Origin of the sequence: Corallococcus exiguus (assembly GCF_009909105.1) — a bacterium.
Taxonomy (GTDB): domain Bacteria; phylum Myxococcota; class Myxococcia; order Myxococcales; family Myxococcaceae; genus Corallococcus; species Corallococcus exiguus.
In genome coordinates this window covers 223,720-244,275 of record NZ_JAAAPK010000008.1, presented here as the reverse complement: position 1 = coordinate 244,275, position 20,556 = coordinate 223,720, and the positions used below count along the sequence as shown (strand labels likewise).

Below are 20,556 nucleotides of genomic sequence, written 5' to 3'. Positions count from 1 at the left end.
CAGCCCCTGGCGCGCCCTGGGCTTACATGGCCCGGGGCGCCCTCCCCCTCAATCCCCCTTCCCTCTCCGGCCCGGACGTGGGAGGCGTGGGGCATGACTGCTTCCTTCAAGTCCCTGGGCCTGTCCCCCGAAACGCTGGGCGCCGTGAAGCGTGCCCGCTTCGGTACCCCCACGCCCATCCAGGCGCAGGCCATCCCGCCCGCGCTATCTGGCCGTGACGTCATCGGCTGCGCGGCCACCGGCACCGGCAAGACGGCCGCCTACCTGCTCCCCATGATTGAGCGCTTCGCGGGCGAGAAGGGCACCCGGGGCCTCATCCTCACCCCCACGCGCGAGCTGGCGCAGCAGGTGGAGGAGCAGGCCCGCTTCTTCGGTGAGCCCCTGGGCGTGATGCCCGTCCTCATCGTCGGCGGCGAGGACATGAACGCGCAGGTGGATGCGCTGAATTCACGTCCCACCCTCATCGTTGCCACACCGGGCCGGCTCGTGGACCTGCTGGGCGTGAAGGCCGTGAACCTGTCGCGCATCCAGACCCTGGTGCTGGATGAAGCGGACCGGATGCTCGACATGGGCTTCCTGCCGCAGATCAACCAGATCCTCCACGCGCTGCCCCGCCAGCGCCAGACGATGCTGTTCTCCGCCACCCTGGGCGCGGACGTGACGCGCTTCGGACAGCGCGCCCTGCACAAGCCCGTGCGCGTGGAGGTGACCCCCAGCGGTACGCCCGCGCCTCGCGCCGAGCAGCACCTCTACATCGTGAAGCCCGAGGAGAAGTGGCCCCTGCTCCTCACGCTGCTCTCACAGGATCAGGCCAGCGCGCTCGTGTTCGTGCGCACCCAGCAACGCGCGGACAAGATGAAGGAGCTGCTCGCCGCCGCGGGCCACAAGTCCGCCGCCCTGCACGCGGGCCGCACGCAGGCGCAGCGGCGTCAGGCGTTGGAGGGCTTCCGCCGGGGGCAGTACCGCTGCCTCGTGGCCACCGACCTGGCGGCGCGCGGACTGGACGTGGATGACATTGGCCACGTCATCAGCATGGACGTGCCTCACGGGCCGGAGGACTACGTGCACCGCATCGGCCGCACCGCTCGCGCGGCGGCCAGTGGACGGGCTTCGTTGTTCGCGCTGGAAGTGGAGCGGCGCACGCTCCAGGACATCGAGCGCATCATCCGCCAGGAGCTTCCGCGCACGGAGGTGCCGCGCAGGGACCCCCTCTTCAAGCGGGAGATGGAGGCGTTCGCGGCGAAGCAGCGCGACCCGGGACCGCCCCAGACCGACCATGGACGCTCCAAGCGGCCCGAAGGCGCGGCGCCCGGGCGGCATGCCCGGACGCACGGCAAGGGCCGGCCGAAGGGTCCCGCCGGTCAGTGATCGTGGTCGTCGTCGGGGCCGTGCGCGTGGCCGTGCTCGAGTTCCTCGGGCGTGGCGGCGCGCACTTCCTTGATGGAGACCTCGAAGTGCAGTTCCTTGCCGGCGAACGGGTGGTTGAAGTCCACCAGCACCGTGTCCTTGCGAACTTCCTTCACCAGGAAGTCGACCTCGTCGCCCTCCGGATCCGTGGCGCTCAGGATGCCGCCGGCCTTGATCTCCAGGTCCTCGGGGAACTCGGTCCGGGGGACCTCCTCGACGCCTTCCGGATCGTAGTCGCCGTAGCCGTCCGCCGCGGAGACGACCGTCTTCAGCGACTCGCCCGCGGACTTGCCCTCCAGCGCCTTCTCCAGGCCGGGGACGATCTCCTCGTAGCCGTGCAGGTAGACGAGCGGCTCGCCCGCCTCGCTCTCGTCCACGGTCTTCCCGTCGCCGAGGTGCAGCTTGTAGTCAATGGCGACAACACTGTCCTTGCCGATTTTCATGGGGCCCTCATAGCGCATTCAGTCATGTCGCGGTGGAAGGATGATGATCACCGTTACGGCGTGCACAGGGACGTCCTACCAGCGCATGTGCAGCTCGAAGCGGCCGTGTCCGTCGTCGGACTCGAGCACCGCGTTGGCATTGGCGGCCCCGGCCTGACGCAGCGCCTCCTCGCAACACCCCGCCGCGGCCTCCGCCGGGAAGGGATAGCCCTGGAAGGTCACCCGCCAGTCCTTGGGGCCCAGCTCCGTGGAGGTGATCTCCACCGGCTCCATCACGGAGCGGAAGCTCAGCGCCACCCGCTTCATCGCGCGGTCCGGGCCCGCGACCTTCAGGGCCACGTTCACGACCTTGCCCACCAGCGTCTCGAAGTAGCCGCGCACCAGGTCCCGGCCCATCTGACGCAGGGCCTCCTCGCGAGGCCGGCCCGCGTACGCGGCCTGCAGCACCAGGTTCTGGCAGCGCTGGAACACCGACGCCGGATAGCTGGCCCTGGGCCGGTCCGGGTCATAGCCAGCCGCCGCCATCCGCTCGCGCAACGCGTTGTCCAACCGCACGCAGCGCAGCAGCGATTCGAACAGCGTGGACTGGATGACGACCTCGGCCGGGGACATGGACGCTCGAATTGGGGAAACGCGTTGAAACCTGTAAGGCGCGCGACACTACCCTTTCGGGTCCTGGAAGCGAGCCCTCCGGCGATGTCACGTCCAGCGCTTGTCGTTTCAAGGCTTTGGAGCCTCCAAGGAGGCAATCGACCGCCCTTGGAAACGATTTCCGAGCAGGGCCGTCCGTGAGCCAGACGATGGAAGGCGTTACGGACGAAGTGCTCATGGACCAGTTTCGCCAGGGAGACGAGCCGGCGTTCGAGGCGCTGTTCGCCCGGCATGCCGGGCGTGTGCACGGCTTCCTCGCCCGCATGGTGAGGGACGGGCCGCTGGCGGAGGACCTCATGCAGACGACCTTCCTTTCCGTCATCCGCGCCCGGGGCCGCTACGAGCGCGGCACCCGCTTCACCCCCTGGCTGCTCACCATCGCGGCGAACGCGGCCCGGGACGCGCTGCGGCATCAGCAGCACGTGGACGCGCACGCGCACGCGCCGCAGGACGGACCCACGTCGGTGCCCGCGCCGGACGGGGACCCGGCCATGCGCCGGCGCATCGAGGACGCGCTCCAGCAATTGCCCGTGGAGCAGCGTGAGGCCGTGGTGCTGAGCAAGATGGAGGGCTGGTCCTTCGAGGAGATCGCCGAGATGCGCGGCATCCGCGCGGGCGCGGCCCGGCTCCGGGCACACCGGGGCTACGAGAAGCTGCGTGAGTTGCTGGGCGGACTGGAGGACGTGTCATGAGCCCTCCGACCGACCCATGGCGGTCCACCCCGCCCCGCCTGGACCCTAAGGCGATGGAGCGCGCGCTGGCGGCATCGCGCGCGGAGCTGGCCCTGAAGCGGCCCGTGCGGGGGTGGCGTTCGCAGGCGTTGGGCGTGTTCGCGGCGTCCGCGGGCATGGCGCTCGCGGTGATGGGCGTGTTCCTGGCGCTGGGGCGCACCACGGGCTCGATGCTGATGGGCCGCGCGCCCCTGCTGGCGATGCTGCTGTCCACGAGCGCGGTGTGCTCCTGGGGAGCGCTGTCCCCGCGAGGGCGCAGGCTGCGCTGGGTGGGCGTGGGCATGGCGCTGGTGAGCTCCGCGCTGCTGGTGCTGACGCGGGCCACCCCGCGGGGCCCTTCCAGCCTCCCCGAGTGGGTGTGCACAGTGAGCCACGTGGCGCTGGCGTTGGTGCCCCTGGTGGTGGCGCTGGTCGCGTTGCGGTCGGCGGTGTTCGACCCGCTGCGCGCGACGGTGGCGGGGCTGGCAGTGGGGACGGTGGGCGCGGTCGTGGGCGAGCTGGCGTGTGAGCAGGGCCCTGGCCACGTGGCCACCTATCACCTGGGGGCATGGGCGCTGTTGACGCTCGTGACCTGGGCGCTGTCGAAACGACTCAAACCCCGGACCTACGCACCATGAAGCACGACCCCTCGCTCATCTTGATGGAAGACGTGGACGGCGCGCCGGTGCGCATGGGCGCGGCGGTGATGATCGTCCGCACGGAGCCGGATGACTCCGTGTCGGAGCGCTTCCTGGGCCGAGTGGGCGTCGTCGTTGCGCTGGTATTCGACGATCCGCCCATGCAGTACCCGAGCGACCCGCTCATCCAGGTGCGCGTGGCCGGCCTGGGCGAGGACCTGTTCTTCGCCCGCGAAATCGTCGAGGTGCCCCAGGGTCACTTCGTCGCGTTCGGGTCGTCCAGCTCCGGGTAGTGCCGGAAGATGCCGTGAGGGTTGAAAGGCTGGGCGCGCGGGGATTTCTTGTAGGCAGCGATGCGAGGGCGCTCCGCGATGCGCTGACGCAAGGCCATCACGCCGGGCACCTCGGGCGCGACGCGGCGCATGGCATTGGGAAAGGCATACAGCAGGCCTTCCACCAGTTGGTATAGCGCCAGTTCCGGATAGGAGAAGTCGCGGCCCAGGAGGTACTTCCCGCCGCCCTGCGTGTTTGCCTTCAACACGCGTTCGAAATAGCCCAGGAACTTCGGGATGCGCTGGGTGCGGAAATCCTCGGCGCGCTGCTTCGCGGCGTCCTTCTGCTCGTCGTAGTACTTCATCACGGCGAGCGGGTGGTGCGTGTCATGTGCTTCCGCGACCGCGTCCGCGACGGTGAGCTGGAATTGACGGGCATGGAGACGCGAGGCTTCGTCCGCGGGGACCAGGCCGAAGCGCTCACCCAGGTAGGAGCAGATGTTGGGCGCCTGGGAGAAGACGACGTCGCCCACCTTGAGCACGGGCGGCGCGTACGCGGGCACGGAGCCCTTGGAAATCATCGCCGTGATGGCCTTGGCGCCGCCGCCCTGGGCTTCGGGCAGGAGGCCCACGTCGACCCAGTCCGCGCCCGCCTCCTCCAGCACCAGCCGCACGAACTCGCCCCGGCCGGGAATGCCGGGCCAGTAGTACAGCTCGAACTTCGCGTCGCTCATCGCCGTCACCTCGCGTGATGGGAACAGGCGCGCATCCTGTGCTCGGGGGATGCGCGCTTTGGAAGCCCATCTACGAGGAGGGTTCACTCCCCCACTGTCCTTGAGGTCAGTGCGTTCCGCTGGTGACCTTCAGCCCGATGATGGCGACGATCATCAGGACCAGGAAGAACAGGCGCGAGGGCGTGGCGGGCTCATGGAAGAGCACCATGCCCGCGATCGCCGCGCCGGCCGCGCCGATGCCCACCCAGACCGCGTAGGCCGTGCCGATGGGGAGCTGCTTCACCGCGAGGCCCAGGAGGCCCATGCTCGCGATGATGGCGGCCACCGTGAGCACGCTGGGCAGCGGTCGGGTGAAGCCCTGCGTGTACTTGAGGCCCAGCGTCCAGCAGACCTCGAGAAGGCCCGCGATGATGAGGAGGATCCACGACGGCGACATGACGCACGACTCCCGTTAAGGCGTCGTCTTGTCGTGACCGGGTACGGCGCACCTCGTCCGGGCTCAGAGGCCCCACCCTGGGGACTCCGCACGCGACGCGGAAGCTAACCGGGATGGCAGCCATCCGCCACCCACTTGAGGTGGTGGCTCAGGCTTCTTCGTCCGGCAGCAACGTGCAGAGGAGTTCGTCGTCGGGACCGAGGGGACGCCAGCCCGGTGGGGGTGGATGGGCATCAAGCGCATCGCCTGCTTGATCGGCCCGTGCTTGATGCGATTCAGGAATGTCCGTGGACCAATAGGCGAGCGCCTTGGCCAACAGGAACCGGGCGTGGTCATCCATCACGGCCGGCCAGCCCTTCGGGAGGCTGTGGGCAAGGTGACGCACGAACACGTCGCGAACGAAGCGCGTGACCTGCTTGCTCCGCTCCGCTTCGGCAAGCAGTCCGCGAAGGACCTGGATGCCCGCGACATCGTCCTTCCCAAGTTCCTCCGCGAGGTCCTCGAACGGCACGGCGGGTCGCGAGTCAGCGAACGCGGTGAGCGACTTGAAACCGCGCTCCTGAAGCCGCTCATGAATGCGGACCTTCCAGTTGCCTTCCCAGGAACGACCGTCCGTCATCGCCGGATCCCGCGAACGAAGCTCATGGGACGTCATTGAATTGCGTTCGCGGACCGGACTGAAGGGAATCAGAGGCTGTGGCTCAAGAGCCACGCGTAGACGTCATGGCCCGCTGAACCGTCGTACGTGCGGCCCCACGAGTCGTGCCCCACGCCGGGATAGAGCGTGAGCTGCGCCGCGGGATTCGCCCCGGGCGAGCAGGTGTTGTTCATCCGGCTCACCGGATCGATGGAGCCGTATGGCGACACCGTGCCGTCCGCCTGACCGTGGAAGGCCCAGACCGGCAGGCCCGCCGCCGCCATGGGGCAGAGGTTCAGGCCATTGCCGTTGCCTGCGATGGGCAACACCGCCGCCAGCTTGGCGTAGTGCTGGGCCGCGTACGCCCACGTCTGGATGGCGCCCGCAGAGATCCCCGTCAGGTAGATGCGCTTCGGATCCACCCGGTAGTGCACCTTCGCGAACTCGATGATGGAGTCGATCTCCGGCACCTGGATGAACGCGTTGAACCGCTGCGGCGCGATCAGGATGAACGGGAAGTCGCGCCCGTTGCGGATCAGCCGCGGCGGCGCGTTCAGGTTCATGATCTTCTCCAGCGCCGCGGCGCTGCCGTTACCCACATCCCCGGTCCATGCAGCATCACCACCAGCGGGAACTTCTCCGTGGGCGCGTCGTCGTACCCCAGCGGCAGGTACTCCCAATACCCGTAGTTCATCCCCGGCACCGTCCCGTACGGCCGGGCCAGAATCTCCCCCTGTGCCGCCAGTGCCGCCTGCGCGGAGAACAGCACCCAGCCTACGCACAAGATCAACAGCCGACGCATCGCTGTCATGGAACCTCCTGGAAAGGGAAGCTCCACTCTAACGAGACAAACGAGGCACGAACCTGCTAAGCTAGAAAAACCAGCAATAACGCCAAAGCCGTAAATTTTCAGTGGAGGCTTTTCAATGCAGCCCAAGCATTTCGCCGTCGCCGCTAGCGTGTCGCTGTTCGCGCTGGGGCTGAGCGCGCAGGCGGCGGAGATCTTCCGCAACACCGGAACACTCACCGGCTGGAACTCCATCAACCGGGAGCACAACGGCTCCGTGAACGAGGTCACCAACGTCACCTATGAGGGCCCCACCGCCATCAAGGTCACGCAGATCTACGACCCGAACTACACGGGCCGGTACCACTCGGAGGTGGTGAGGAACAACGTGTACCGCCGGGGCGACACGGGCTTCTATGGCTTCACGTTCCGCCTGCAGCAGGACTGGCAGTTCCAACCCCAGTCCTACAACATCGCGCAGTTCATCGCGGACTTCTCCAACACCGGCTGCGACGACTACATGCCGTCCACCATGGTGTGGCTGTCCGGCAACCAGCTCTACACGCGCGTCAAGCAGGGAACCGTCTGCAACCAGAAGACCGTCACCTTCCCCAGTCTGGCCACCGTGAGCGCGGGGGAATGGCACAAGGTCATCATGCAGGTGAAGTGGGCAAGCGACAGCACCGGCTACATCAAGCTCTGGTTCGACGGCGTGAAGGTCCTGGAGCAGTTCAATCTGGCGACCACCGTGGCTGACGACCGCTACTTCCAGTTCCGCGTCGGCCTCTACGCCAATGGCTGGCACGACAGCGGCTCCATGCAGGGCTCCCAGCCCAACCGCAGCATCTGGTTCGACGAAATCGCCGCCGGCACGACGTTCGCCGACGCCGACCCTTCGCAGTGGTAGTCCCGGTGGGCGCGGCGAGGTCCTCCCCCCGCCGCGCCGCCAACCTCACGGCAGCTGTGACTGGAACGCGCCCCACCGCGTGTGCACCCACTGCCGGATGTATTCCACCTCCTCCACGTGGGTCTTGAAGTCCTGGCGCAGGTGCCAGTCCGGGAAGTTGCCGTACCCTCCGTCGCTCCCCGCCTCCGGCTTCGCGAAGTTGCGGTACTCCGTTGCCCACCGCGCCTCGTCTCGCTGCGCGTTCGGCCCCAGCTCCCGCACGTAGCCGTCAATCATCGCCTGCACCTGGGCCTCGCTCAGCTCGTTCTTCAGGGCCTGGCGGTAGCGCTCGCGCATGGGGCCCGCGATGGTGGGCTCCGCCAGCATCCGCTTGAAGAGCAGGTTGTCCGACGCATAGGTGGGCCGCGCCGTGGCGCTGGTGCGCGTGGTGTCGTAGTTCTGCCCGAAGCTCGCGTCCAGGTCCCACGGGATGAAGCGCCACGGTCCGCCCGCCTTGGGGTCATACGCGTGATAGGCGTTCTTCCCCTGCGAGTCATTGCCCTGGATGAGCGTATTGAAGATCCACCAGTCCTCGTAGTCCCGCGCCTTCAGCTTCGTGCCGAACTCCTGGCGGAAACCGTCCGCGCTGGAGTCCGCCACCCACGCGACGAAGGCGTCCAGCGTGTCGAAGGCGTGGGGCTGGTTCTGCTCGGGCGTGCCCTCGTCCTTTTCGAAGCCGACGTGGAGGTGCTCCTTCGTCTGCCCATTGCGCTTGAGGCGGGAGAAGTTGGCGTCCGCGTCCACGCCCTTGAAGAGGTCCGAGTCGTTGTCGATGCCGTTCCACCCCATCAGCCGCTTGTCCACGTGGTCCGCCGCTGTGTAGAGCCCGCGGTACTTTTTGTTCGCGTACACCACCACGCTGAAGGTGCGGATGCGCACGGCGTCGGGTGACAGCCGGTTCCACAGGTCGAACGCCAGCCGCGAGCGCAGGTATGAGTTGTCATTGAACGGCGTGATCAGCACCAGGCGCTTGCGGTCCTTGAAGCCGTCGCCGAAGACGGGCTCGGAGAACAGGTCGTCCTCCGCGAACTTGAAGGTCAGGCTGCGCTTGGGGAACACGCTGGACGTGGCCCCGCGGTACTTCGCTTCCATCGTGAAGCGGTGGCCCCGGTACACCACCTCCGCGGGCCGGTAGCCTCCGGACGTCAGGCCCACGGCCGGGTCGAAGAACAGGTGCACCACGGGCAGCCCGTACTCCTCCGTGTAGGCCGCGGGGTCGACGATGTCGACCTTGCCCGGCGCGTTGTCATTGTTGGCCACGCCCACCTTGAGCGTGCCCGTCTCGTCGGTGGTGCGCTCCTCCAGCGTGAGCATCCACACCGCGCCCTGGTTGAGCGCGGGCGTCCAACGCAGCGTGGCGGTGGACTCGTCGAACGTGGCGCCCTGAGGCAGGTTCTTCACCCCGAAGCGCAGCCCGGCCTCCTTGAGGCCCGTCGCGCACGTCACCTGCGCGGTGAAGGCCTCGCCCTCCAGCACCCAGCGCGTGTCGCCCGCCGTGGGTGCGCAGGCCTGCGGTGCCGTCCCCGCGTCCGGCATTTCGGTGCCCGCGTCGGACTGCGAACCCGTTCCCGCGTCGGAGGACGGCAGCGTGCCCCCATCCACCGTGCCCGCGTCGGATTGCGGGTGCGTGCCCGCGTCGGAGTCCGTGCCGGAAGGCGTGTCGTTCGTGGGCGATGGGGTGTCACCGCCGCCGCACGCCACCAGAGCGAAGCACGCCAGCCCCGCCAGTCCCCGCGTCCACCATCGCCTTGTTCGCACCGAGCAGCGTCCCCCTTGCGTCACGGGCCTGTGACAGGCCGTGGAGGCAAGGGGTAGTCATCGTTCCGGAGTGCCGACACCCGCGCTCCGGGGCGATGTCGCACGCCCGACAGCGTCAACGTCAGTACGTCACGATCAAGCCAGCGTGCAGGCTGGAGTACGTCTCCTCGGCCGCTCCTCCGTTGTTCCAACCGGTGAGCGTGCCGGGCCCGGAGAAGCTGTCCTTGAAGTGCTCCAGGTGCCAGGCCACCTCGTAGCCGAACGGTCCCCAGATGTCCCCGGACACGCCCAGCTCCGCGCTCCAGCCGAAGCTGGACACGGACGTGCCGTAGTCGCGGACCTCCAGCGCCCGCCGGCCCCCGTCCGCTTCCGGCGAGTGCCCCGGCTTGGGCGACAGCAGGAGCCCGCCCGACGCGTCCAGCCGCACCGAGCTGAACAGCGGCACGGACAGGTCCACCGCCACGGACGGGAACACGCGGTGCGTGCCGGTCAGCGGGTTGTCCGTGGACTGCTCCACGTCGAACGCGCGCGTCTGGATGCCGGCGCGCGCGCCCACGTAGCCCTGCTGCGGCCGCGTCGTGCCAAAGCGGAAGTAGTAGCGATACATCGCCTGCGCGGTGAAGGCCGTGTCCGTGGCGGACACCTCGCGCACCGGCGTCTGGCCGCCGTCCCCGGTGAGCGTCACGTCGGAATTGGAAAAGCCCCGCTGCGCCCCCAGCTTGAACCCCAGCCCGCGCAGCACCGACGGGGTGGCGCGCGCCAGGGGCAGCACCTCCACATCCAGCGCCAGCCCCAGGTACGGATACGACGACCTGAAGTCCGACGTGTCCCCGAGCTGATCCTCCTCCGGCAGCCTGTCGTACGCGCCGCAGCTGTCCACGCCGGGCCGCGCGCAGTAGCGCCGCCACGTCGCCGTCAGGGACAGGTTGAGCCGCACCCAGGTGGGCGCGCCCACCTCCGGCTCCACCTTCGACTGCGCCTTGCCTGACGGTCCGGTGCCCAGCCGCAGCGACAGCCACGCGGGGGACTCCCGGGTGCCATGGAAGGCCGGCGGAGTCAGGACGTCGGAGGCCGCCGCGGCCGGAGCCGACAGGGCTCCGACGAGGGCCAGGGTCCGCGGCAGTCCCGAGAGGACCCTCGCGCTTCGGGTGGTCGTCATGCTCCGGTCAGGTTCACCCAGCGCCGGGGCGAAGTCCAGGCTCGGGGCTCAGGCGTTCATCACGTGACCCACGCTGGCCGTGGAGGGCACCGGCGCGGGCTGCGGGGTGAGCGAAGGCGAGGAATCCTGGGACACCACGGGTGCAGGCTGGGATTCCTGCGCACGACCCAGGAAGTCGCGCCGGTAGATGCGCACCATGGCCATGAAGATGGACGCGATGAGCGGCCCCACCAGCAGGCCCATCATCCCGAACACCGCCAGCCCGCCGAACATGGACAGGAAGACGAGCAGCGGGTGCAGCGCCATGCGCGAACCGCACAGCCTGGGGCGGATGACGTTGTCGATGCTGCCCACCAGGAACGTGCCCCACGCGAGCAGGAACACGCCCTCGCTCACCCGGTTCGCCGCGATGAGGATGACACCAATGGGCCCCCACACGAGCGCGGTGCCACCCACCGGCACCAGCGCCACCAGCACCATGGCCGCGCCCCACACCCCGGCGTGCGGCACGCCCGCGATGAGCAACCCCACGAAGCCCACCGCGCCCTGCACCAACGCGGTGACGGTGTTGCCGTAGATGATGGCGTACGCGACGTCCGTGAACTCGTGGGAGAAGGCGTCGAAGTAGCGGCGCTCCAGCGGAATCAGCCGCGCCACCTCGTTCACCAGACGACGGCCGTCCAGGAAGAAGTAGTACATGGCGACCGTCATCAGGAACATGTTGACGAGGAGCTCCGTGCCGGCGCCCACCACGTCCGCGAGCAGCCCCGCGCCGCCCGACACCGCCGTCATCAACAGGCGCTCCGTCTCCGAGCTCTCCGGATCGAAGTGCACGTAGCGGGCAAGACCCCGGGGCAGGCTGTTGAGGAAATGGTGACGCAGGTCCACCTGATCCAACAGGTCCTGCGCCTGGCCCACGAACTGGAGCACCTCCCGGGCCACCATCCAGCCCACCAGGGCCAGCGGGGCGAGAATCAGCAGGAACACCGCGAGGGTGGACAGTCCGGCCGTCAGGGACTTGCGGCCCTGGAGCCGCCGGTCCAAGGAGTCCTGGATGGGCATGAACAGGACGACCAGGAAGCCGCCCAGCAGCACCGGCATCAGGAACGGCAGCAGGATGCGTGAAAAGAGAATCAGCGCGAGCGCGAACAGCCCCGCGAAAATGAAATTGGACCACCGCTTCGAATCGCCCGCCGTCACCGCCCCACCCCGTCCCCCAGAACGACTGCACACAACGTAGGAATGGTTATTCCCACCAGGAAGTCCGCTCCTCGCTTCACCAAGAGGCCATCCATGACTTCTGGACGTTTCGTTCGCCTGGCAGCCGTCGCCACCGCGGTGGTGTCCAGCACCTTCCTGATGCTCGCTCCCGCTGGCTGCGACGAGAGCCAGAGCGTGGCATGCACCGACAACTGCCCCGCCGTGGAGGGCGCGTATCCGCTGACGTTCCTGGGGGACGCGGGCCTGTCCGCCGAGTGCGTGAACCTGAACGTCCAGCCGCTGGCGGACGGCGAGGTGCTGAACATCCAGCGCACCGGGGGCAACGCGCTCACGGCCTCACTGGCGGGGGTGGCGCTGACGGGTCAGGTGTACGCGACCGGCGACCTGACGCTCATCGGCACGCCGCTGCCCAGCGGCGACGGCGGGGTGAGCGCCACCTACACCCTCACCGCGACCCACACCGGCGGAGCCGAGGACGGCGGCCTGGGCCAGAGCAACCTGACCGGGAACTTCAGCGGCCAGTTCTCGCGCGTCCAGGGGACCAGCGCCCAAAGATGCAACGTGGCGCGCCCCTTCACGGCGACCCGGCAGTGAAGCCAGGGCCGCCGGGAGCGGCGCCAGGGCGGCAGAACTACTTCTTCTTGCCTTCGGCGGCTGCGGTCTTGGCGGCTTCCTTCTGCTTCTTGATCCGCTTCTTCCAGTGCTGACGGATCTTCATCTGCACGCGGCGGTGCTTGCTCTTGCTGTTGGCCATGTGGGTGGCTCCTGGTCTCCGGAATGGAGCAAAGGGGTGCTTACCTATCAGAAGCCTACGGGCTCCCGGAAGAGGAACCCTCGGGGTCCCCCGGGACAGGCGCCGCGTTCGCTTCCGGCGAGGGCCCTGGCGCCCCGTCCGGAGGGGGTTCGTTGGGGGCCGGACGGGTCGGGAAGGGAATGCCCTCCGCGCCGCGGACCTGGGTGGGCAGGGCGCTGCCCAGCGTCACCTCCCCCTCCCGGTCCTCGTCGCTGGGGCGCTCCTTGGAGGCCGGGGCGCTCGTCTGGTGGGGGCGCTTCTTCACCGAGGCGAAGATGGGACGGCAGGCGTCCACGAAGCGGCGGACCTCGTCCAGGGGCAGCGCCGGCGAGTAGTTGTCGTTCACCCCCGTCATGGGCTCCGCCATGCACATGGCGTTGAGGATGGCCTCCTCCGTGGCCTCCATCACGGCCTCGTAGAGGGGGTCCAGACGCTGATCCAGGAGGATCTTCATCTTGTAGACCATCTTCTGGGTGCGCCTGGGGATGATGTTCGCGGTGGAGAAGCCCACCACGATTTCACCCGAGCCGTGCGCCGCGTAGCTGCCCACCCGGCCAATGCCCAGGCCCACGCGCTTGCAGAGGCGGTTGATCTGATGGCTCAGGAGCGGCGCGTCCGTGGCGACCACGGCGATGATGGAGCCGTAGGACTTGCCGCGGTGGGGGGTGTTCTTGAACTTCTCCACCAGCACTTCGCCCACGGGCAGGCCGCCCACGCGCAGGTTGTGCATCTTCCCGAAGTTGGACATGACGAGCACGCCCAGCGTGTAGCCGCCCAGCACCTCCGGCAGCTTGCGCGACGACGTGCCGATGCCGCCCTTGAAGTCGCACGTCACCATGCCGGTGCCGCCGCCGACGTTGCCCTCCTGCACCGGCCCGGACTTCGCGGCGTTGATGGCGGCGAAGACGTGCTCCTGGCGCACGTGGCGGCCGGAGACGTCGTTGAGCCACGAGTCGTCGCACTCGCCCACCACGGGGATGATGACGTCGTGCTCGTCACCGATGCCCGGGTAGCGTTGGACGAGGTAGTTGGCCACGCCGTCGGACACGGCGCCCACGGCCATGGTGTTGGTGAGGAGGATGGGCGTTTCGATAAGGCCCCACTCCATGAGCTGCGTCATGCCGGAGACCTCGCCCGCGCCGTTGAGCACGAACCCGCCTCCACTCATGCGCTCCATGAAGATGTTGCCCAGGTTGGGCAGGATGGCCGTGACGCCCGTGCGCACCGGACCGTAGCCGGGGCGTAACGGCCCCGAGCCTTCGATGATGGTGGTGTGGCCCACCAACACGCCTTCCACGTCGGTGATGGCGTTGTACTTCCCCGGCTTGAAGCGCCCCAGCGGAAGCCCCAGCTCCCGCGCCCGGACCCTCGGCCCATTCTCTTCCGGTATCCGCACCATGGCGCCGACCGTACCCGACAATCTCCTACGGTCAACCCTGCTTTCCCTACCAACTGTCCCGAAGGTTCAGCCGCGTGCGGGTGGCTTCAGCCCCTCGACGAGCAGCCGCGTCTGCACGCGGGCGAGCGCCTCCGCGGCCTCCGCGCCCTGCTGCGACTCACCGAGCTGCTGATCCACGAACAGCGAGGCGAGCCCGTGCACGAGCGACCACGCGGTGAGCGTGAGGGGCCGCGACTCGCCGGGGCGCAGGAGGCCCGCCGCCTGTCCGGCCTCGATGCTGCTCACCAGCAACGTGAAGGCACCCTGCTCTCCTTCCGGCTCCGGGGGTGGTGACATGGGCCGGGTGAAGTGCGGGCCGAACATCACCCGGAAGTGCGGAGGGTGGCGCATGGCGAACAGCACGTAGGCCTCGCCCGCCGCGTACAGCCGCTCCAGGGGTCCGGTGTGCGGGGCCATGCGCTCGCGCATCTCGCGCGCCATGGCGCGGAAGCCCTCGTGCGCCACCGCCTCCAGCAGCGCCTCCTTGTCCGCGAAGTGCCGGTACGGCGCCGCGTGGGTGACGCCCGCCCGCCGGGCCACCTCCCGCAGGGACAGCGCGCCGAAGCCCTCCTCGGCGATGAGCACCACCGCCGCGTCCACCAGCGCCTGGCGCAGGTCTCCATGGTGGTAGCGGCCCTTGTCCTCGGGTGCCTCCGCCGCCTGCTTCCGCTTGCCCCGCGTCGCCACCGTCCGTGCCTCCTCATGCGCCCACTGTCGCCTGCGTGACTTGACCATCCGCCGCGCGAAGTTGCCAGCGTCAACATCCATGTTGACACCGACAACATACAATGTTTACGGTGTCTACAAGATGGGCGGCGCGGGGTTCTCTCGCGCCCTACGTTGCACTGGAAAGGGAGCCGTCATGACGACCGCGATGAAGCAGACGATGTCCTCCTCCGCGCCGGGCTGGCTGCGGGCGTTCCGCACGCTCCCCCGCCAGCACGGCTTCGAGCCGCTGCGGGTGGAGGGCCAGGTGCCGGAGGGGCTGCGGGGTTCGCTGTACCGGGTGGGGCCGTGGACGTTCGACGTGCATGGCCGGGCGTACCAGCACTGGTTCGACGGGGACGGCGGGATGCTGGGCGTGCGCTTCGGCGCGGACGGGGTGACGGGCGCGTCGCGGCTGCTGGACACGCCCACGATGGTCGCGGAGCGCGAGGCGCACTCGCAGCGCTACGGCGCGTACGGCACGCCCACGCCGCTGCTGCACAAGCTTCGCAACGTGCGAAAGAACTCCGCGAACACGTCCGTGATGGCGTGGAACGGCAAGCTGTACGCGCTCTTCGAGGGCAGCATCCCGGTGGAGGTGTCCCAGGACGACCTGTCCACGCTGGGTGAGACGGACTTCGACGGCACGGTGGTGGAGACGTTCTCCGCGCACCCGCACCGCGTTCCGTCGCGCAAGGCGTCCTACAACTTCGGCATCCGCTACGGCCGCGAGACGCTGGCGGACCTCTACGCGCTGCCGGATGGCGGCAAGGCGCAGCGGCTGGGCGCGGTGAAGCTGCCGGGCGCGACCATGGTGCACGACTTCATCGCCACGGACCGCTACCTCCTCTTCTTCCTGTCACCGCTGCGCCTGAACCTCTTCCGCATGCTGCTGCGGATGGGCACGTACTCGGAGAACCTGCGGTGGAAGCCGGAGGCGGGCACGGAGGTGCTGGTGGTGCCCATCGATGACGTGGCGCACCCGGTGCGCATCACCACGGATGCCTTCTACCTGTGGCACTTCGGCAACGCGTACGAGCAGGGCGACACGCTGGTGGTGGACTACGTGCGCTATCCCGACTTCACGACGAACCAGTGGCTGGGCGAGCTGGTGCACGGCGCCACGTCCCTGGACGCGAAGGGCATGCTGCACCGGGCGGTGGTGGACCTGAAGGCACGCACCTTCCGCACGGAGCAGCGGCTGGACGTGAGCTGCGAATTCCCCCGCGTGGCCCCCGGCGTCGTGAACCGCGAGAACCAGACGGTCTACGTGGGCACGCACCGCAGCGACGAGGCCCGGCGCGGCCTCTTCGACGGCGTGGCGCGCGTGGACGTGGCCACGGGCCGCATGACGACGGCGTCCCTGGGCGAGGGCACCTACCCCTCCGAGCCCATCTTCGTCTCCCGCCCCGGCGGAAGCGCCGAGGACGACGGCTGGGTGCTCACGCAGGTGTTCGACGCGAAGTCGGACACGTCCCACATCGCCGTGCTGGACGCGCGCCACCTGGAGGACGGCCCCGTGGCGCGCTGCCACTTCGACCACGCCCTGCCCCCGACGTTCCACGGCGGCTTCGCGCCCGCGAAATGACACTGACTCCTGCTTTCTCCGCTTTCAATACCATTTCAGCTTAAATGGTTGAAGACGGAGAAACGGAGGCAGGTCATGAGAAGGCTGTTGGCGGTGGCAGGACTGGTAGTGGTCGCGCTCACCGGGTGTCAGCCCGAGGCGCAGACGGATCCGAACCTGGCGGAGCAGGCCCAGGGCGCGACGAACGTGCCCGGGCTCTACGCCGTCTTCAACCAGCCGGACAACACGGGCACGCGGGACTACCGCATCAAGGACGAGGTTGCCCGGCTCATCCAGAACAGCCCCAAGGGCTCATACATCCGCATCGCCATGTTCCTGTGGACGACGGACCACCTGAACGCGGACATCAAGGCGGCGCTGTGCCGGGGCGTCATCGTGCGGCTGGTGGTGGACGAGCAGAACGGCGGCGCCGCTTCGGAGTTCTCCGCGGGCGGCGTCATCCATGACCTGAGCAGCTACGTGCCCCCGGCGGCGACGTGCCCGGACGGCTTGAGGCTGGAGCTCACGCGGTGCAACGGCACGGGCGCGGGCAGTGCGTGCATCGCGGGCTTCGACCGCGAGGGCACCATCATGCACGACAAGATCTTCACCTTCTCCACCACCACGGATCCGCAGGGCAACCGCATCCAGCGCGTCGTGGTGCAGGGCTCCTGGAACAACACCTACTCCCAGAACAACTACTGGAACGACATGGTCGTCAGCTACGAGGACTGGGACTGGTACGACTACTGGGTCGGCTACCACAACGACCTGCGCGGCGGCTCGAAGACGACGGACTACTACAACCCCACCACGGGCCAGGGTTACTACAGCTCCCCCAACGCGCCGTGGACCGCCTACTTCTTCCCGCGCACGGGCAACGACAACGAGCTGTCCAGCGACACCGTGACGAACAACTTCACGGACTACATCAAGACGTACGTGTCGGGCTGCACGCTGGACGTGAACCAGAACCACTTCAACGACAGTCGCGTCATCGTGGCCACGGAGCTGGTGCGCATTGGCAAGCTGGGCTGCCGGGTGCGCGTGCTCTACACGGACATGGACGCGGGCATCAAAACGAAGCTCACCGGCGCGAAGAACATCACCCTGCGCCAGCTCTACGACGTCTCCGCCAACAACGTGAAGACGAGCGACGGCACGCCGCGCGAGGTGCTCACGCACAGCAAGCACTTCGTCTACTCGGGGAACTTCAACGGGACGGTGCGCAAGATGGTGCTGACGGGCTCGCACAACCTGTCCAAGAACTCGCTGCGCTACAACGACGAGAACCTGGTGAAGTTCTACTCGGACGCGCTGTGGCAGGCGTACCACGACAACTTCGAGAAGGGCTGGGCCCAGTCCCTCAACGACGGCTGAAATGAAACGGGGACGGCGCCTTTCGGGCACCGTCCCCTTCCCTGCCCGCGCTTCAGCGGACGCTCAGGACTTGAGCTCCGGGCGCGGAGGAGGCGTCGGCTCCTGCGGTGAGGCCGTCGCGGCGGCAGTGGCGTTGGCCCGCGCGTTCTGCTCCTCGATCCGCTGCACGACCTTGTTGAGCGGCGGCGCGTGGGTACCAGCCGGGTTCTCCGTCTGGGCCCGGCGCGCCTCGCGCTCCTTGTAGCGGCGGATGGCGGGGGCCATGATCTCGCCAATCAGCGTCCGGTAGTCCATGCCGGCGCCCGCCGCGATGAGCACCAGGTCGCTCCAGCCGGGAGTGAGGCCGGGCAGCGGGTTGCACTCGATGAAGTAGATGCGCCCCTTGTCATCCATGCGGAAGTCGATGCGCGCCACGTCGCGGCACCCCAACGCCATGAACGAGTTGCGCGCCGCCGTGCGCAGCTTCTCCAGCAGCGCCGGTTCGAGCTTCGCGGGCGCGTCGTAGCGGATGCGGTCCGTCCAATCCAGCTTGTGCTGGAAGCTGTAGACCGGGTTCTTCTCCGCCTTGTCCAGGAAGACGATCTCCATGGGCGGCAGCACGCGCGGACGCCGCTCGCCCAGCAGGCCCACCGTGAACTCGCGGCCGCCGATGTACTCTTCAATCAGCGCGGGCTGCTGGTACTTGCCGGCGATCTCCTTCACCACGTCGCGCAGCTCCGTCTCGGAGTAGCAGACGCTCTTGGTGACGACGCCCTTGGAGCTGCCCTCCGCCACCGGCTTCACGATGAGCGGGAAGGAGGTGAACTCCTTGTTGAGGCGCTCCTTGCCCGTGACCATCAGCTGGAAGTTGGGCGTGAGGATGCCCGCCTGACGGACGATCTTCTTCGCCAGCGCCTTGTCCAACGCGAGCGACAGCGTGGCCGGATCAGAGCCCGTGTACGGGATGTCCAGCAGCTCCAGCATCGCTGGCACCTGGCTCTCGCGGTTGCGGCCCTTGAAGCCCTCCGCGATGTTGAAGACGACGTCCAGCGGCGTGCTGGAGAGCACCGTCGGCAGCTCCGCCGTGGCCTCCAGGTCGATGACCTCGTGGCCCCAGGAGGCGATGGCCTCGCGGATGGCCTGGAGGGTGTTGGGCGAGTCGTACTCGGCCTCGCTGTCCTCCTGCACCGTCTCCGCCGTGGCGCTGGGCTTCACGCGCTTCACGTTGAAGCTGAAGCCCACGCGCAGCGGACCGGACTTGCGCGCGGGCCGGCCCTGGCGGCTCTTGGAGTCGCGGATCTTGTGGCGCTTGCCCGCGCTCTGGATGATGGAGTTGATGACCCCGTCCAGGTGCAGCCCTTCCAGCTCCGCCGCGGCGTAGATGCCCGCGCCCGGCTCCAGGCTGGGCAGCGCGTTGATCTCCAGGAAGTACGGCACGCCCGCGTCGGACACGCGGAAGTCCAGCCGGCCCAGGTCGCGGCAGTCCAGCACCTGGAGGATCTTCTGCGCCATCTTGCGGACGTCCTCGGACATCTTCGCCGGGATGTTCGCGGGGGCGCGCACGGAGACGGCCTTTTCCCGGCGCGTCTTCAGCTCGTAGTCGTAGATGGCGTACTTGCGGCCCTGGGACGCCTCCGGGTCGATGACGTACTCCACCGGCGCGAGCACGCCGTCGAAGTCGTTGTCCACCGCGGCCAGGAACGGCACCGTGAGGTCGCGCCCGCTGATGTACTCCTCCACCAGCACGCCCGCCGGGTACTTCTCCAGCGCCTTCGCCACCTTCTCCCGCACCTGCTCCAGCGTCTCCGCGACGGAGTCCTGGGTGATGCCCTTGGAGGAGCCCTCGAAGTTGGGCTTCACGATGACGGGGAAGCGCAGGTTCTCCGCCTGCAGCTCGCTGAGCTTCTCCACGTACTGCCAGCCCGGCGTGCGGATGCCGTGCTTGGAGAGGATGAGCTTGGTGAGCTGCTTGTCCAACGTGAGCGCCAGCGCGTACGCGTCCGAGCCCGTGTACGCGAAGCCCAGCTCGTCGAAGAGCGCCGGGTAGAACGCCTCACGGAAGCGGCCGCGGCGGCCTTCCGCCGTGTTGAAGATGAGGTCCGGGCTGTACGCCTCCAGGCGGGCGACGGTGCGCGACGCGGGGCCGCTCACCTCGAAGCGCTCCAGGCGATGGCCCAGCCGCTCGATGGCTCCCGCCAGCGTGTTCACCGTCTCCTGCGTGTCGAACTCCGCCTCTTCTTCCGAGTCCGAAAGCCGCAGGTTGTAGGTCAGCGCGATGCGCATGGCTTACCCCGTCTCCCTTTCCTGAATGCCTTGCCGCGGCGCACTTTCGCCGCTGACATCAAACGACCCGGGGCGCGCGTGGCGGCCACCGGCGTGCGGGCTGCAACCGTCGCGCCCGCGACAACCTTCCCGTCCACCACCTGCGTCTGCGCCCAGGTGTCTCCCAGCCGCAGGCCCAGCGGGTCGCGCAGCACGCGCCACGCCTCCACTCCGCCCATCACGACGAAGCCCGCCAGGGCGGCCACCACGCCATGCGGCGCGGGCATCATCCCCAGCAGCACCACCAGCGCGAGCGGCGCGTTGCGAAGCGTGCTGTCACGGTGCCGCGCGGCCGAGCGCGTGGGCAGGTGCATCACCTTCACGCCGAAGATGCGCTTGCCCACGCTCTGCCCCTGGAGCATCCCGTCCGCGAGCAGCAGGAACAGCAGCGCCACCACCGCGCCCGCCGCCCCGCACACCACGTACAGGCCCCAGGCCACCGCGCAGTCCACCACGCGCGCGCCCAGCCGCAGCAGCAGCGACGCCTTCGGGTACGGTGAGTCCGGCCCAGCGTCCTCCTGCACCAGCCGCAGCACGCGGCCCGCGCTCCGGCCTTCCGCCATGAGACTGCGA

General features: G+C 68.5%; 23 protein-coding genes and 1 riboswitch. Of the genes, 8 read left to right on the top strand and 15 right to left on the bottom strand.

Annotation, left to right across the window (positions count from 1 at the left end; all coding sequences use genetic code 11):
- The first annotated feature begins 93 nt into the window (after positions 1 to 93).
- Positions 94 to 1,368 carry a DEAD/DEAH box helicase gene (locus GTZ93_RS27350; protein ID WP_126935261.1) on the top strand — a complete coding sequence of 425 codons (1,275 nt, stop codon included), beginning with the start codon at positions 94 to 96 and terminating at the stop codon, positions 1,366 to 1,368.
- Here GTZ93_RS27350 and GTZ93_RS27345 read toward each other — a convergent pair.
- Positions 1,362 to 1,850: an FKBP-type peptidyl-prolyl cis-trans isomerase gene (locus tag GTZ93_RS27345; protein ID WP_120581329.1), complete on the bottom strand. Its 489-nt coding sequence runs from the start codon at positions 1,848 to 1,850 to the stop codon at positions 1,362 to 1,364. The two genes, GTZ93_RS27350 and GTZ93_RS27345, sit on opposite strands and share 7 nt — an antisense overlap.
- 75 nt (positions 1,851 to 1,925) lie before the next feature.
- Complete coding sequence (locus tag GTZ93_RS27340; protein ID WP_120581330.1) at positions 1,926 to 2,462, bottom strand: DUF2378 family protein; 537 nt, start codon at positions 2,460 to 2,462, stop codon at positions 1,926 to 1,928.
- 188 nt (positions 2,463 to 2,650) lie between these two features.
- Here GTZ93_RS27340 and GTZ93_RS27335 point away from each other — a divergent pair, with 188 nt between their 5' ends.
- The 3 genes from GTZ93_RS27335 to GTZ93_RS27325 are packed head-to-tail and all read left to right on the top strand — an operon-like array spanning position 2,651 to position 4,142.
- On the top strand, positions 2,651 to 3,193 hold the full coding sequence (locus GTZ93_RS27335; protein WP_014396684.1) for an RNA polymerase sigma factor: 543 nt from the start codon (positions 2,651 to 2,653) through the stop codon (positions 3,191 to 3,193).
- Positions 3,190 to 3,849, top strand: coding sequence for an NrsF family protein (locus GTZ93_RS27330; RefSeq protein ID WP_139916058.1), 660 nt, complete (start codon positions 3,190 to 3,192; stop codon positions 3,847 to 3,849). The genes GTZ93_RS27335 and GTZ93_RS27330 overlap by 4 nt, the downstream gene beginning before the upstream one ends.
- Entirely contained in the window at positions 3,846 to 4,142 is a 297-nt protein-coding gene (locus GTZ93_RS27325) for a Carotenogenesis protein CarS (RefSeq protein ID WP_121778650.1), read from the top strand. The genes GTZ93_RS27330 and GTZ93_RS27325 overlap by 4 nt, the downstream gene beginning before the upstream one ends.
- On the opposite strand, the gene GTZ93_RS27320 is transcribed toward GTZ93_RS27325, so the two are convergent.
- The 5 genes from GTZ93_RS27320 to GTZ93_RS42965 all read right to left on the bottom strand — a co-directional run bounded on the left by GTZ93_RS27320 (position 4,106) and on the right by GTZ93_RS42965 (position 6,739).
- Positions 4,106 to 4,855 (bottom strand): glutathione S-transferase, encoded by a 750-nt coding sequence (locus GTZ93_RS27320; protein ID WP_126934413.1) that lies wholly within the window; start codon positions 4,853 to 4,855, stop codon positions 4,106 to 4,108. The two genes, GTZ93_RS27325 and GTZ93_RS27320, sit on opposite strands and share 37 nt — an antisense overlap.
- A 106-nt stretch (positions 4,856 to 4,961) precedes the next feature.
- Complete coding sequence (sugE, locus tag GTZ93_RS27315) at positions 4,962 to 5,291, bottom strand: quaternary ammonium compound efflux SMR transporter SugE (RefSeq protein ID WP_120575499.1); 330 nt, start codon at positions 5,289 to 5,291, stop codon at positions 4,962 to 4,964.
- A 17-nt stretch (positions 5,292 to 5,308) separates the two neighbouring features.
- Positions 5,309 to 5,378: riboswitch (guanidine-III (ykkC-III) riboswitch) on the bottom strand.
- A 61-nt stretch (positions 5,379 to 5,439) separates the two neighbouring features.
- Entirely contained in the window at positions 5,440 to 5,910 is a 471-nt protein-coding gene (locus GTZ93_RS27310; RefSeq protein WP_139916059.1) for an NUDIX hydrolase, read from the bottom strand.
- A 68-nt stretch (positions 5,911 to 5,978) separates the two neighbouring features.
- Positions 5,979 to 6,491: a carboxylesterase family protein gene (locus GTZ93_RS27305; protein WP_257979027.1), complete on the bottom strand. Its 513-nt coding sequence runs from the start codon at positions 6,489 to 6,491 to the stop codon at positions 5,979 to 5,981.
- Positions 6,488 to 6,739, bottom strand: a complete 252-nt coding sequence (locus GTZ93_RS42965) for a hypothetical protein (RefSeq protein ID WP_257979028.1) — start codon at positions 6,737 to 6,739, stop codon at positions 6,488 to 6,490. Before GTZ93_RS42965 ends, GTZ93_RS27305 begins: the two co-directional genes overlap by 4 nt.
- Before the next feature lie 115 nt (positions 6,740 to 6,854).
- Between GTZ93_RS42965 and GTZ93_RS27300 the strand changes: the two genes are divergently transcribed.
- A complete protein-coding gene (locus GTZ93_RS27300; protein WP_120575502.1) occupies positions 6,855 to 7,622 on the top strand; it encodes a polysaccharide lyase in 768 nt (255 codons plus the stop codon).
- A 45-nt stretch (positions 7,623 to 7,667) separates the two neighbouring features.
- On the opposite strand, the gene GTZ93_RS27295 is transcribed toward GTZ93_RS27300, so the two are convergent.
- From GTZ93_RS27295 to GTZ93_RS27285, 3 genes are all read right to left on the bottom strand, one after another.
- Entirely contained in the window at positions 7,668 to 9,419 is a 1,752-nt protein-coding gene (locus GTZ93_RS27295; RefSeq protein WP_139916060.1) for a CotH kinase family protein, read from the bottom strand.
- 121 nt (positions 9,420 to 9,540) lie between these two features.
- Positions 9,541 to 10,578, bottom strand: a complete 1,038-nt coding sequence (locus GTZ93_RS27290; protein WP_139916061.1) for a hypothetical protein — start codon at positions 10,576 to 10,578, stop codon at positions 9,541 to 9,543.
- 48 nt (positions 10,579 to 10,626) lie between these two features.
- On the bottom strand, positions 10,627 to 11,778 hold the full coding sequence (locus GTZ93_RS27285) for an AI-2E family transporter (protein WP_120575505.1): 1,152 nt from the start codon (positions 11,776 to 11,778) through the stop codon (positions 10,627 to 10,629).
- A 93-nt stretch (positions 11,779 to 11,871) separates the two neighbouring features.
- On the opposite strand from GTZ93_RS27285, the gene GTZ93_RS27280 reads away from it, so the two are divergent.
- Complete coding sequence (locus tag GTZ93_RS27280) at positions 11,872 to 12,393, top strand: hypothetical protein (protein WP_139916062.1); 522 nt, start codon at positions 11,872 to 11,874, stop codon at positions 12,391 to 12,393.
- Positions 12,394 to 12,430: 37 nt separating this feature from the next.
- Here the strand turns inward: GTZ93_RS27280 and GTZ93_RS27275 are convergent, their stop codons facing one another.
- The 3 genes from GTZ93_RS27275 to GTZ93_RS27265 form a co-directional block, all read right to left on the bottom strand.
- Positions 12,431 to 12,553 (bottom strand): aminopeptidase, encoded by a 123-nt coding sequence (locus tag GTZ93_RS27275; RefSeq protein ID WP_120560766.1) that lies wholly within the window; start codon positions 12,551 to 12,553, stop codon positions 12,431 to 12,433.
- 55 nt (positions 12,554 to 12,608) lie between these two features.
- The gene (locus GTZ93_RS27270) at positions 12,609 to 13,991 is read right to left on the bottom strand and encodes a DmpA family aminopeptidase (protein ID WP_120575507.1); all 1,383 of its coding nucleotides are present in this window, start codon (positions 13,989 to 13,991) and stop codon (positions 12,609 to 12,611) included.
- Between the two features lie 66 nt (positions 13,992 to 14,057).
- Positions 14,058 to 14,798: a TetR/AcrR family transcriptional regulator gene (locus GTZ93_RS27265; protein WP_261778877.1), complete on the bottom strand. Its 741-nt coding sequence runs from the start codon at positions 14,796 to 14,798 to the stop codon at positions 14,058 to 14,060.
- 94 nt (positions 14,799 to 14,892) lie between these two features.
- Here GTZ93_RS27265 and GTZ93_RS27260 point away from each other — a divergent pair, with 94 nt between their 5' ends.
- Positions 14,893 to 16,323, top strand: coding sequence for a carotenoid oxygenase family protein (locus GTZ93_RS27260; protein ID WP_139916064.1), 1,431 nt, complete (start codon positions 14,893 to 14,895; stop codon positions 16,321 to 16,323).
- 75 nt (positions 16,324 to 16,398) lie between these two features.
- Positions 16,399 to 17,682: a phospholipase D-like domain-containing protein gene (locus tag GTZ93_RS27255; RefSeq protein ID WP_139916065.1), complete on the top strand. Its 1,284-nt coding sequence runs from the start codon at positions 16,399 to 16,401 to the stop codon at positions 17,680 to 17,682.
- A gap of 63 nt (positions 17,683 to 17,745) precedes the next feature.
- On the opposite strand, the gene GTZ93_RS27250 is transcribed toward GTZ93_RS27255, so the two are convergent.
- Both GTZ93_RS27250 and GTZ93_RS27245 read right to left on the bottom strand, forming a co-directional pair.
- Positions 17,746 to 19,944: a D-alanine--D-alanine ligase family protein gene (locus tag GTZ93_RS27250; RefSeq protein WP_139916066.1), complete on the bottom strand. Its 2,199-nt coding sequence runs from the start codon at positions 19,942 to 19,944 to the stop codon at positions 17,746 to 17,748.
- The gene (locus GTZ93_RS27245) at positions 19,929 to 20,546 is read right to left on the bottom strand and encodes an RDD family protein (protein WP_120575513.1); all 618 of its coding nucleotides are present in this window, start codon (positions 20,544 to 20,546) and stop codon (positions 19,929 to 19,931) included. The genes GTZ93_RS27250 and GTZ93_RS27245 overlap by 16 nt, the downstream gene beginning before the upstream one ends.
- Positions 20,547 to 20,556: the final 10 nt, after the last annotated feature.